8 protein-coding genes are annotated in these 13,951 nt (G+C 43.3%); 7 read left to right on the top strand and 1 reads right to left on the bottom strand.

Going from position 1 to position 13,951, the window contains the following annotated elements; translation table 11 throughout:
• Nucleotide 1: 1 nt before the first annotated feature.
• Entirely contained in the window at nt 2–490 is a 489-nt protein-coding gene (locus J2W55_RS17120) for a hypothetical protein (protein WP_310098305.1), read from the bottom strand.
• A 145-nt stretch (nt 491–635) separates the two neighbouring features.
• On the opposite strand from J2W55_RS17120, the gene dinB reads away from it, so the two are divergent.
• The 7 genes from dinB to J2W55_RS17085 all read left to right on the top strand — a co-directional run bounded on the left by dinB (nt 636) and on the right by J2W55_RS17085 (nt 13,939).
• Entirely contained in the window at nt 636–1,793 is a 1,158-nt protein-coding gene (gene dinB, locus J2W55_RS17115) for a DNA polymerase IV (protein WP_310098302.1), read from the top strand.
• A 4-nt stretch (nt 1,794–1,797) separates the two neighbouring features.
• A complete protein-coding gene (gene dnaE / locus J2W55_RS17110) occupies nt 1,798–4,740 on the top strand; it encodes a DNA polymerase III subunit alpha (RefSeq protein WP_310098300.1) in 2,943 nt (980 codons plus the stop codon).
• A 10-nt stretch (nt 4,741–4,750) separates the two neighbouring features.
• The gene (locus J2W55_RS17105) at nt 4,751–4,987 is read left to right on the top strand and encodes a hypothetical protein (RefSeq protein ID WP_310098298.1); all 237 of its coding nucleotides are present in this window, start codon (nt 4,751–4,753) and stop codon (nt 4,985–4,987) included.
• Nucleotides 4,988–5,305: 318 nt separating this feature from the next.
• Nucleotides 5,306–7,789: a UvrD-helicase domain-containing protein gene (locus J2W55_RS17100; RefSeq protein ID WP_310098295.1), complete on the top strand. Its 2,484-nt coding sequence runs from the start codon at nt 5,306–5,308 to the stop codon at nt 7,787–7,789.
• 98 nt (nt 7,790–7,887) lie between these two features.
• Nucleotides 7,888–10,347: a tetratricopeptide repeat protein gene (locus J2W55_RS17095; RefSeq protein WP_310098293.1), complete on the top strand. Its 2,460-nt coding sequence runs from the start codon at nt 7,888–7,890 to the stop codon at nt 10,345–10,347.
• A 54-nt stretch (nt 10,348–10,401) separates the two neighbouring features.
• Entirely contained in the window at nt 10,402–11,856 is a 1,455-nt protein-coding gene (locus J2W55_RS17090) for an RES family NAD+ phosphorylase (RefSeq protein ID WP_310098289.1), read from the top strand.
• A 49-nt stretch (nt 11,857–11,905) separates the two neighbouring features.
• The gene (locus J2W55_RS17085) at nt 11,906–13,939 is read left to right on the top strand and encodes a tetratricopeptide repeat protein (protein WP_310098286.1); all 2,034 of its coding nucleotides are present in this window, start codon (nt 11,906–11,908) and stop codon (nt 13,937–13,939) included.
• Nucleotides 13,940–13,951: the final 12 nt, after the last annotated feature.

Below are 13,951 nucleotides of genomic sequence, written 5' to 3'. Positions count from 1 at the left end.
GCTATTTGATCATATCATAAAAAAGGGCTGTATGGCTTTGATCACCCGAGGTTATCTCTGCCTTTAAACGGCCGTGCTCAACAAATATACGCACATCATAGTGATCTTCCTTTTTCATGCGGATATAGTGAATATATGCGGATACACTTTTCACATAGGCTTTTTGTAACCTTTTTTCGTGACGGGCATCTATCGTACCATTGTAAAACATCTTAATGCCCGATTCGTTTTTCAAAAGCTTAATTACCGTCTGGTACTGGTTCAAATCCAGCAGGTTTTGCATTTTCCCTTCTTTAGGCGCTAATTCCTGTTCATGGTAACGTGCTTCATGTTCATCGGCATAAGCAGACAGTAAAAAGGTCTTTTGCAATGGCTGGCCCGGCCATTGAAAGCGCTGGATAACCACAAAAGGCTTACCTACCCCCATGAGTTTCTTCAGGGTGTCTTCCTTAATGCGCAGAAATGGGTTATAAAACAAGCTATCAGTCATTTAGCTCCGCTCTAAAATTATTTTCAAATATAAACAAAATGCTAATATTTTTAGTATTAGTTTTGTTATCCGTTTTCTGAACGAATAAAAGCAAAAAATGATGAGATAAAAAATTGATCACTTTACTAATTAATCCGAAGGCATAATGAGCACAGACCGCCAGATCATCCACATGGACCAGGATGCATTTTTTGTATCCGTTGAAGTCCGTAAAAACCCAGAACTAACAGGCAAACCGGTGATCATCGGCAGCCTGTCGGATCGTGGTGTTGTAGCGTCGTGTAGTTATGAAGCACGAAAATTTGGGGTTTACTCAGCCATGCCAGCGAGAATGGCGCGCATGCTTTGTCCGCACGGCATCTGGATCAAAGGAAACATGGATGAATATTCCAAAGCTTCACACGAGATCACGGAAATCCTGAAAGAAAATGTGCCGCTCATTGAAAAGGCGAGCATCGATGAACACTATATCGATATGACAGGCATGGATAAACATTTTGGTACGCTGCTTTATGCCAAGGAACTGCGAGCCAAAGTCATGCGGGAAACGGCATTGCCAATTTCATTCGGTCTTTCGATAAATAAAACTGTTTCGAAAATGGCTACTAACGAGTGCAAGCCCAACGGGGAACTGAATATCGAAAAGGCCGTCGTTCAGCCATTCTTAAATCCCTTATCCATCCGCAAAATTCCTGGGTTGGGTGAAAAGACTTTTATCAAGTTAAGTGACATGGGTATCAAGCGGATCTATGAACTTTCACAGGTTCACCCGGAATATATGAACAGTATTCTGGGCAAAAACGGTATTTGGCTATTGCAAAAAGCCAAAGGGATCGATGATTCACCTATCATTCCATATCAGGAGCAAAAATCTATAGGTACGCAAACGACTTTTAAAAATGACAGCATCGATCTCATCTCCATCAATTATTTATTAACCTCTATAGTCATGGAACTTGCTTTTGAGTTACGTCAAAAGAAAAAGCAAACCGCTTGTGTTACAGTGACGGTAAGATACTCTACGAGGGAAGATGTCACCAAGCAGGCGACTATACCCTATACTGCCTTAGACGGCCCGCTCATTAAAAAGGTGAAAGAATTATTCAAGGCAGCCTATCAAAAGAGATTGCTAATCCGGCTCGTTGGCGTTCGCCTGTCAAATTTGGTCAATGGCTTTGAGCAAATCGACCTTTATTCGGAATCTGAAGAACAATATAGTCTTTGCCAGGCGATGGATAAAATCCGCAGACGCTTTGGTCCGGACTCCATTAAACTGGCTTCAGGTATCAATCTTAACCTTTAATGCCATGTACCTCAACGTTCACTCCCAATATAGCCTTCGCTTTGGCACCATGTCAATCCCGGCATTGGTGGAGGAAGCTATTGCCTGCGGTGTGACCCAAATGGCGTTGACCGATATTAATAATTCCACTGGCATCATGGAATTTATGCGGGAGTGTGACGAGAAAGGTATCAAGCCCGTCGCGGGATTGGAATTCAGGCGGGCTAAACGCTTACTTTACTTTGGCATCGCCCAAAATAAGGAAGGCATGAAGGAGCTGAATGATTTCCTGTCGGAACATAACCTGGAACAAAAATCTTTGCCTGATCTCGCGCCGGCGTTTGTAAACGCGTATGTTGTTTATCCCTATGGCCATCAGGAGCCGTTGAAGGCTAACGAATATCTGGGCATCCGGTATGATCAGCTCAATAGTTTATTTAACAAAGACCTCAGCGGCATCCGGGAAAAACTCCTGGCTTTGCAGCCTGTCTTTATCGCCGACAAAATTGAATACAGGCTGCATGAATACCTGCGGGGTATCGATTTGAACGTGGTACTGACAGAAGTTACCGCTGAAGATAAATGTGCGCCAACCGATAAGTTTTTGGCCCCAGGGCAACTGGAAGCTAAATTCTCCCGGTATGCCTTTATACTGGACAACACCCGGAACCTGATGAACCGCTGTGTGATGGATTATCCCAAAGGCAGGGTTAATTTAAACCGCAAAACCTTTACCGGCAATAAGAAAAATGACCGGGAGCTTTTGGAAAAACTGGCGATCAGCGGTATGGAGTATCGCTACGGCAAATCCAATAAAGAAGCTCTGCGGCGGGTAAAGCATGAACTTAAAGTTATTTATGAACTCGATTTCTGTGCTTATTTCCTGATTACCTGGGATATTATCCGCTACTCCAGCTCGCAAGGCTATTATCATGTGGGCCGCGGTTCCGGGGCAAACAGCATTGTGGCCTATTGTCTCAAAATAACGGATGTTGACCCTATTGAACTGGACCTGTATTTTGAAAGGTTCCTGAACGCACAGCGGACTTCGCCGCCCGACTTCGACATTGATTATTCCTGGGACGAGCGGGAAGATGTGCAGGATTATATTATTAAGCGCTACGGCAGCCAGCATACCGCTTTGCTTGGCACAATGTCCACTTTTAAGGATCGCAGCATTATACGCGAGATCGGCAAGGTGATGGGATTACCTAAATCTGAGATCGACGGATTTACAGACACCACGCGCCTGGCTTTTAACCGAAACAACGATGCTTTCAGAAAGATCACTGCAATCTATGAGCGTATGGCCAATATGCCCAATCAACGCTCTATACATGCCGGTGGTGTGCTGATTACCGAAGAGCCCATCACATACTATACAGCGCTTGACCTACCGCCAAAAGGGATGGCAACCGTACAATGGGATATGTATGAAGCTGAAAAGATCGGTTTCGATAAATATGATATTCTGAGCCAGCGGGGTATCGGGCATATCAAAATGGCCGTCAAGCTGGTCGAAGAAAACCAGCAGCGCAAGATCGATATCCACCAGGTCAAGAACTTTATGAAAGACCCGGCAGTCAATGCCAATCTAAGAATAGGGAATACAAAGGGTTGCTTTTACATCGAGTCGCCTGCCATGATCCAGCTCAACCGAAAACTGGGTTGCGATAACTACCGCGTACTTGTCGCCGCCAGTTCTATAATTCGTCCCGGTGTGGCCAGTTCGGGCATGATGGGAACTTATATCAAATATCACCATGCCCCAGATACCGTGAAATACCTGCATCCGGTCATGGAAGAAATATTAAAGGAAACTTACGGCGTTATGGTTTACCAGGAAGATGTGATCAAGGTTTGTATCCATTTTGCTGGGATGGACGGGACGGATGCCGATATTTTAAGGCGGGGAATGAGTGGCAAATACAGGTCTAAAAAAGAATTTGACAAGTTGGTTGAGCGGTTTCATCAGGAAGCAATTACATTAGGCCGGCCGGAAGATATCGTTAAAGAAGTATGGCGACAGGTATCATCTTTTGCAGGTTACAGTTTCTCCAAAGCACATTCTGCAAGCTTTGCCGTAGAAAGCTACCAAAGCCTCTACTTAAAAACCTATTTTCCGCGGGAATTCATGGTCGCGGTATTAAATAATTACGGGGGATTTTATGACCGGGCGCTATATGTGCAGGAATTGCAGCGTACAGGAGGGATTGTGCATCTGCCGTGCGTGAATAACAGCGATAGTATTGTCAACATTATGGGCGTGGATGTTTACCTCGGCTTTGTAGGTATTCACGGTTTGAATGAAGCATTTTTTGAACTGATCCCGGAGGAGCGCCGAAGAAACGGGCTATATAAGAGCCTGGAGGATTTTATCAAAAGAACCGCTATAGGTTTGGAGAACGGTATCACGCTTATCCGCGTAGGTGCGTTGCGGTTTACAGGAAAGAGTAAAAAGGAATTGTTGTGGGACATACATCTTCTACTGGGAGCCAAGACAAAACCTAACAATAACGCGGAATTGTTTTGTATGGAAGCAAAAAACTATTCCTTGCCCGTGCTGGTCAATACTACGTTGGAGAACGCCTATCATGAACTGGAACTACTGGGTTTTCCATTAAGTATGACCATGTTCGATTTGTTGCAAACAGATTATCGCGGTGAAATTTGCGCTAACGACCTAATCAATCATGTAGGACAGATCGTTCGGATGGTCGGACAGTATGTATGCGAGAAAACCGTTCAAACAAAAAACAATCAGAAAATGTGGTTCGGCAATTTTTTAGATGTGGAGGGAAACACCTTTGATACAGTACATTTTCCTAACAATACACCAATTTACCCATTCCGTGGCGCAGGGTGCTATTTGATACTTGGTAAGGTGGTTGCTGAGTTCGGCTTTGCAAGTCTGGAGGTACTCAAATTTGCCAAACTGCCCATTTTACCCAATCCTGTAATTTCTTAATCACTATATCATGGATAGGATAAATATTAAATGCTTGATTGCCGACAAGGAGGTTGAACTGCAGTTAGATAAAAAGGCGATGCCAGGAGAGGCGGGGCCTTGCTTTATGATTACTCAAGAAGGGTGTTTTAAGGGATATATATCGTTACAAAAGAATCGTACATTTGGGCAGTTGGGAGCGTGCTATTTTACGGATCAAGATATTCAAACCATAGGTACACAGCTTGAAATGCAAAAACAGGTGTAGATTACGTGGCACAGTCCTCAATAGACATCTGGATTGTCTTTATCCTGTTGATTTACTAAGAATAGTAGTTTGCATAAGCGAGACAATTTCCTGTTGATGCGCCAAGGCGAGATATCGAAGTTATCAAATCCTAGGGTATTTGTTACTTTTTCTCTGTTCCCAATTGCTAAATGTTATATAGCTGCCTAAACTCATCATTTGAGAATTGCGGCCCACTTGTTATTTCCCAATTTTATACAGAACTTTCAGCATCCTTGACCGAAAATTACGATGTCCAATAGGAAGGCCCCTTTTGATTTTATACGTTTTATATTGCTATTGATCTCCATCGTTGGGGTCTGGTACCTGATTAAAGATTGGCGCAGAAAAAAAGCTTTCAAACAATCTTTTCCGGGTATTATCTATAAGGTGAGAGAAGCCAATACTCTTTTTTCTACGCTAACCGGTTTTGAAAGATATTTCGCCAACGCAGATGAAAAGGCATTCTTAAATACTTACCGTGTTACTCGTGAAGCTATCCTTTCGGACTTTGATAGTATGGGCTTAGCCGAGGCAGAAATTGAAGCACTAAAGCTATTCTGTAAAAACTTTGATCTATGCGCCGACAAACGGAAGGATTATAACAATGAATTCGTAAGGTTTGAACAAACAAAATATGCTGCCTTTTTTGCCGGCCTTGAAGCTTATCCTTTATCATCCGATCAAACCGAAGCAATTATTCGGGACGAAGATAACAACCTTGTCCTTGCCGGAGCAGGCACGGGTAAGACAACGACAATCTCAGGAAAAGTTGCCTACTTACTGAAAAAGCAAATCGCTGCCCCTGATGAGTTATTAATTATTTCTTTTACCAATAATGCTGCTCTGGAAATGCGGCAGCGCTGCAGGGATTTTTGCAAGGGCTTATCAGGAGCAGATACTTTAGAAGTACGCACATTTAACAGCTTTGGATTCTTGGTTTGCCGTACTTGTTCCGATCAGGAAATACGCCTGGCCTTTGACGACAGTGATAAAGCGAAATGCTTTTTGCAGGAAAAATTTGACGAATTGTTCCTTAGTGATCTGTCGTTTCAGAGAAAGGCCATCAATTACCTGTCGTTTTTCAATCGCCCTCCCAAAGACGAATCGGAGTTTGAGACAAGGAATGATTACCTGACCTATGAGCAGGGCTTTAAAAACATTACGCTTGACGGCATTAAAGTAAAAAGCCAGCAGGAGATGGAAATTGCCAATTTCTTTTGCCTTTTTAATATTAATTACGAGTACGAACGGCATTATCCGCTTGAAGCAGAGGATCGAAATCCTACCTTTGGTGTCTACCAGCCCGACTTTTATTTGACAGATTATGAGATATGGCATGAACATTACGGAATTGCAAGAAATGGTGACGTGGCAAAAAGTTTCACTACCCGGCCTCCGTATAAGACTGCCCGCGAATACTATCACGCTGGTATGGCATGGAAGGATCTGATTCACGAGAAATATAAGACCCGCCTACTAAAATCGTATGCTTACGAAGCAACTGAAGGTAACCTGATCCGTAACTTAAAAGAAAGATTGCTTGCCGAAGGCGTTGAAATGCGAGAGCGTACTCCCGAGGATATATTGGAACTTATTAAAAAATCAGCTGATTATGAAGAATTCATAAACCTGATCCATGTATTTCTTGGGTTAATGAAATCTTGTGGCAAATTACCCGACGAATTACAGCCGAAAAAAGGTGATAAACGCTTCCGTGTATTCCTGGATGTGATGGGCCCGCTTTTCAATGCTTACGATAAACATTTAAAAGGCATTCCTGCGGTGGATTTTAATGATATGATTAACCATGCGGCTCAGCATTTCAGAAACGGGGCGTTTAAGAAGCCTTATAAATATATCCTGGTAGATGAGTTTCAGGATATGTCCCTCGGACGTTACGAGTTACTCAAGGCAATCCGCATCCAAAATCCTGGTGTTAAACTTTATGCGGTTGGTGATGACTGGCAATCCATCTTCCGTTTTACCGGAAGTGACCTATCAATTATCACGCAGTTTGAAACTCAATTCGGGGTAACGAGCCAGACAGCTGTTTTGAAAACCTATCGATTTAATGATCAAATCCTTAATGTAAGCAGCGCTTTTGTACAGAAAAACCCTTCCCAGATCTCAAAGCAATTGACCGCTCAACTACCGACTCCGGAGGGGCATATAAGTTTTGAATTCATCAAAATCACTGGAGGTGGCGGACGGGAACATTATCTGAGGTACCGAACGCAGCATCTATCAGAAATATTAGGAAAGATTAGTGCCGAAAAATCTAACGCCAGTGTTTTTATGATAGGCCGGTATAAACTTAATGCGCCCAGAGACATGCGCTATCTGCAAAATCAATATCCTAAGCTTGGCATCAAATTCTTTACCGCACATGGTGTAAAAGGGATGACTTGTGATTACGCTATATTATTGGATCTTGACTCCGGAGTACTTGGGTTTCCTTCAGAAATGGCAGATGACCCTATGCTTAACTATTTGCTACAGGAAGGAGACGATTTTGAAAATGCAGAAGAACGCCGGGTCTTTTATGTAGCCATAACAAGAGCTCGGTATAAAAATTACTTGATTTACAATGAGAACCAGCCGAGTAAATTTATAATGGAATTGCTTCTGGCTAATGATTCAAAAAATCGGACCGCGATCAATTGCCCTGAATGTGGCGGGCCAATGATCAAACGTACAGGGCCTCACAGCGAATTTTATGGTTGCCTTCATTACCCGAAATGCACAGGGAAAGTTGCTTTAGCCAATGTGGTTATTTCTTAATTTCATTAAAATCAGTGGTTCCTAATGTTAATATAGTATGGTGTGCATATTAGATTTGCATAAAGTTGTACATTAGAGTTGCTTAAACCTCCACATTAATGAACAAGAGCGACGAAGAAGAGATTTATAAAGATAAGATTAACCAGGCCTGGAAGTTTTACTCCGAAGACAAAGAAACTGAGGCTTTAGCGCTTTGCATGGAATTGAGATCGGATTTCCCTCAAAAACTTACCTATGAATATATTGAGGCGCTGATAGCCAGCAACAACAAGCTTTATAAAGATGCGGAAACATATCTGTTGAACCTCCTCCGCCGTGATGAGAACGAAGTAATGACCGGTCACGTCTGTCATAGCTTGTCGATCATTTATGACAAGAAATGTTATGACAGGAGTAAAGATGATGACTATGTTTATGACCAATCAAAAGCTAAATATTACCACGAAAAATCACGTAAGGCCAAGGAAACCCCAATAGATGTTTACCATTCAGGCTATTCCTACTACGGAGACGGAGAGCGAATAATACTTTATCAGGAAGCCATCACTAAATTCCCTAAAGAGCCGGTATTTTATATTAACCTGGCACTACAATACAGGCGCAACGAGAATTTTAAGCAGGAACTACTGGTTTATAACGATGCCATTAATAATGAGGCGACGTCAGCTTCACTCTATTGGAACCTTGCCTGGTATTATTATAAGAATGGCGCATTTTCAACCGCGCTGAATTATTATAATGAGAGTTTAAAGCAGATAGAGGAAGGCGGATACCACCAATGGCCTATACTTTATATGCTGGGTGTCTGTCAACTCCAGCTTAATTACCTCGAAGCAGCAGAGGGATTTTACAGAAAGTCTTTAAATTTAACAGCCGAGCATAACGATTGCTGGTTTGGAATTATAAGCTTATTGAGCCTTTATGCAGCGACGGGCAACGAAAGGGCTATCAACGGGTTGCTGAATGAATTACTGATCACCCAAGAAAAGATGAGTGATGGTAGTTTAACAGGCGGCCCGGTCTGGCTTTCGCCAAATATTACTGATTCCATCTATTTTGAACCCTCCCTGGATGAAGCTTATAAACTCATTAAAAAGATCAAGGCAAAAGGGTTGACTAATTTACAGCAGGGTAAACTCTGGTTTACGCGCTTTATTCTGACCAAGGCACTTTACAAAGAAGCGGATATCCATCAGGCCTTAAAAAAAACCCTGGCACTGATTGGCACTTATAATTATGATTTTATCATAGACGAACTGGCCAGTTCGCATGGAATTCAAATTAGTGTAGCCTCAGAAAATAAAGGGAAATTAGATCTGGCAGTAAATGATTTGATTAAAGATCTGGACGATTACTATGCGCTAAGAGCCGCAATGGTTTCGCAGCTTGAGGAAATATTTTCAAATATTTTTGATGCCAAATCATATCAGTTGCTGATTAACCTCTCTGCATATTTTACCCAACAGCAATTAGAGGAGGCAAACTTGTTATTTGAACTGGCCTATTCCAACAGCAAGCTTGGAGACGATGACAAGGCCTATAAACTTTACGTACGGTTGTTCGAAGTAAATCCAAACAGCAGCGGAGCATGTAACAACCTTGGAGTGATCGCCGATAAAAGGAAAGACTATGCCCAGGCGGTCGAATGGTACGAAAAAGGACTGATTATTGACCCGAAGGATGAGCTTATAAAAAATAATTTGAAGTCATCCAGGCAAAAACTTAACGAACAAGAGGAAGAAGTTAAGATCAAAAAGCGACTTGAACAGGAGCAAATGGAAGCCATTACCCTTTTGAAAAAAGAGTCGGACTTCGCACTGGATAAATTGCGGATATTTTTAATGAATATTAAAAAGGAAAGCAGCTTTAAGGACGGCAAGCTGCCCATCCCGAAAAACAGGTTCCCACAATTGATGGGGGCGCAAAAGCAATTCGCTGATTCGCTGCGCGATCAATGGATCAGCAGGAAATACATAATTGAAACGGGTGAACGCAACGATTACCAGGTGATGGTCTATGCTATTAACCCGCATATTGAAGTGGAGCTGACTCGGTTAGAAAACTATAAGCTTCCCGCTCACTGGATCGCCGGAATCGCGTCCATGACCCCCGAAAAGTTAGAGCAGCACCATTATTTCAGCCTGATCGAAAAAATCAAAAAGGCGAATAAAAAGTTTTCTACCCTGCTTGAAAGGGACTACAATGAGTTGGTATTTAATGCGCTTGTAGGCAATGACAAAGCTACCATCGTACTTTCGGGTTCTATGGTTGAATTGGTCCTAACCTATTATTTTGAGAAGAAAAAAATGGCGACAATACCGGTCATGGACAAAGGCGCACTGAAGCCGAAAAAATTATACAACTGCGTATTAAGTGACCTTATCGATCATGCTGAATCGCAGAAGCTTTTTGGGACTGATTTCCCGCATCTCAGCAATTTGTCCCGGATCTACCGCAATTATATCCACCCTGGCCGGGAGTTGAAAGAGCGCCTTGATAAAACGAAGGCAGACCTTTGTTTTATCAGTGTGACGGAAATACTCAAACGGGTATTGTGATTCGGTCACTCCTTTAATATTCGCTAATTTAGAGCTAACTAAAATTAATATATTTTGAATTACCCAGTTGACGACGAAATCCCATTAAAACATGCCTGCCATTACTGCATCGGGGAAAAATTTCTAAGCGCAGAGATGCTGGACAAGGGCAAAAAAAGAAAATGCGCCTATTGCGACCGGTCAGCAAAGGGTTACCGCCTGGGAGAGATTGCAGAGCGGGTCGATACGGCATTCCAGATATTTTATACCCGGACATCGGATGACATGGACAGCATGGAAGAGCGGATGCATTTTGACCGCGAATCCGATTATAACTGGAGCCGTTCCGGTGACGAGGTCATTGATGCCATCGCCATCGCTATTGAAGCGGAAAACGAAGTTGCCGAAGATATCCAGGCTGTACTTCAGGATAAATATTATGATCACAGCAGCGCCGAGATCGGTGAAGAAACGGAGTTTGCGAATGACAGCTATTATACGACAAAGAGTTTGGAGGACGAAAGCTGGCAGCAGGAATGGGCGAAATTTACAATGAGCCTGAAAACGGAAAATCGATTTTTTAATCATGCCGGTGCCAAACATCTTACAGAAATCTTTACGGGGCTGGAGGATACCGAAACCGACAAAAAACGACCCGTAGTCGTGAAGGTCGGGGCTGGCCACCAGATATCCAGTATTTTCAGGGCGAGGGTTTTTCAGTCCGATGAAAAATTAACGGAAGCGTTAAGACGCCCGGAACTCCACCTCGGCCCGCCGCCGTCCGCCTTTGCCAGCAATGGCAGAATGAATGCGCGCGGGATTTCTGTCTTCTATGGTGCCGAAGACGAGGATACCGCACTGGCCGAGGTTCGACCATTCGTAGGCTCACAGGTAGCCGTCGCCAACTTCAGAATCATCAGGGAACTTAAAATGCTGGACCTGCGTTCCTTCGGAAATATCAGAATCAGAGGCAGCATCTTTGATCCGGCGTTTGCGAGACAACTGGCCAAGGTGGCTTTTTTAGATGAGCTGTCACAGCAGCTCACCCGTCCGATAATGCCGGACGATGAATTATTTGAATACCTGCCGACCCAGGCGATCTCGGATTTTTTAGCAACAGAACCATCTTTCAATTTTGACGGTATAATATTCCCTTCTGCCCAGGTTGAAGGGATGCATGCCAACCTGGTCTTGTTTAACAAAGCCTCACGGGTCCGCGAAATAGTATTACCGAAGGGGACAGATTCAGTTGTCCGGCTGACGGATTGGGACGGGGAAGGCGTAATCCCATCCTACGATGTTACAGAGTGGGTACCGGAGCCAACTGATGAAGCAACGGAGGAATCCAGTTTGTTTGAAGATCTATACGGTTACAAACCGGAGAAGATCGATCCGGATAAGCGCCCTATAACGCTGGAAATAGATATGGAATCGCTTGTCGTTCATGTCATCAATTCGGTCAAGGTCAACAGTGAGCGAAATATTGTTTCGCGCACGCGATACGGTCCTGACGAGATCATAGATGAGTGACAAAACAAATATGATGGATCCTTAAGAATTAAATAATTTTCACCTGATCATGGAAATAATAGGCCTTTTTAAATCGGAGTTTTCCCGGCTGTTAGCAGAATGCCGGGCAAAAAATGAATTTGAATTTGTAAACGTTTTGCTTGGATATAAGGGAATGGGTGACATTTTCGCGCTCACTCACTTTTATGAGAGCGACAGCCTTTTTACGGAGTTTCCGAAACTAATGAGCGGTGACTTCAGCGATAAGAATACATTGCGGCTGGGGTTATTCCTTTATTGCCATTTCTTTGAAATGGATGAACTGTACCGGATGGTCGGCAACCTTGTCAATATTGCCAATGGCGGCAGTTTCCAGCCATTCCTTTTTGATGATATTGATGAGGACGATCTTTATCCAAGAGAGAAGATCGCGAAAATCAGGGAGCCGGCAGTTAGCTGCGGATTCGAACCACTCATGAACTGTTTCGATTTTTTTTACAGCAACCAGTTGCGCAACTCTTTCTTCCATTCCAATTACTCGATCAGCGAGGGGAATTATGTAAATACTTCGCGCAAGCATGAAATCATTATTAATGGGCAGGTCAAACAAGTGATCAGTATAGAGAACGACCTGGCACCCTTACTTAGCAGTACACTGGAATTCGCACAGCATTTCTTTCTTGAGATCAGAGAAGCTAAACTGTCCTACAAACAAAATAAAATCATCCTTGGAAAGTTAGGTAACATAGAACCTATCGTGATCCTTGGCGATGCCGAGAAAGGATTGATCGGTTGGGAAAGTTCGTCAGGTAGCGCCATCAAATTTACCGATGTGTCCGGTACGCCGTACCTTGGTGCCTGGAACATCCGGATTAATACCCCAAACAGGAAGACCAAGGAATTAGGCAAGCGGCTAAATAAAATCGTTGAAACGGACATTTATGTTACTAACGATCCGACTTTACTACAACTGGAAAAAGAAATTCTCGCGCATTTTGACCGGGATCTCGTGAAGCAATTGGCCATACCTTTTTACAACTGGGGAAACAACACGGTCATCCTGGCTAAAAAGAAAAAGCAGGATCAGGAGCGCCTTTTCCTATTAAAGAACGCTTTGGCAAGATACGAGCAGGCTCTTGTACATGACAGCACCTTTGAACCAGCCCGTTTCAACAAAATTCTTACTGAAAAGGAAATTTGTGAATTAGGCGGCATTGAGCCGGATTACCTGGATTTGTATTACCAAATCCAACCGCTTTTGGGCATAGATGGTTCTCAGGCTGAAGTGTTGTCCGTGTCAGGCGATTATTCCTACCAGGCTGCACTGCAAATGGGGGATGATGCGCGGACTATTCAGCTCTTTAAGGAGTCGGCGAACCATTATCAATCCCTTTCAGAGCTGGAGCCCGGGAATTGCAATGCACATTTCAGACTGGGACATAGCCTTTGGAAGGCTGCAACTTATGAGGAGAATGGTGACTGGATTGACGATACGGAAAAGGCTAAATCGGCGTTTCGCGCGAGCCTGCGTTGTTCCCCGTCGGAAATAAAATATGTGATCGCGTTCGCTGACCTGTTAGAATACTGTGCTAACGCCTTACCGGATGATGGTATTGAAGACTTGAAAGAATCGATTGTCGTCTTATCAGATTCCATTGTTTTTAATCCCGGCATGATGGAACTTTTCTACAAAAGGGCCAATAAGCGATTGTCGCTTTGCCAACGTTTGGAAGGGCGACAGGAAAAAGAACATATGCTGTTGTTAGCCAAGGAAGACTTTGAAACAGCCATTCAAGGCCAGATCGATCATCAGCGTTACCTAAATAATTATGGGGTTGCTTTGCTTGAACTTGGCAGGAATAGAAAACGAGACGATAGTGAATCTTTGTTAAGAGAAGCGATCACCCTCATGGATGGGCTTATCGCTTCCCAGCCTGAAGCAGTAAACTCCTATTTAAACAAAGCCAACGCGCTGATTGGCTTGTATGATTTATTTTCGGTTTCCGATGACCTTAATGCTGCGGAAAACCTATGTGTAACAGCTAACGGTTTGCGACCGCAAAGTGCTGATTTCCTGATAGAGGAAATTATAGAAAGGAGATAAAGCGTCTTGATT

This window comes from Mucilaginibacter pocheonensis, from assembly GCF_031456535.1.
GTDB classification, from domain to species: Bacteria; Bacteroidota; Bacteroidia; order Sphingobacteriales; family Sphingobacteriaceae; genus Mucilaginibacter; species Mucilaginibacter pocheonensis.
The sequence above is the reverse complement of the archived record's forward strand: the minus strand, read 5'-3'. Positions and strand labels throughout refer to the sequence as shown.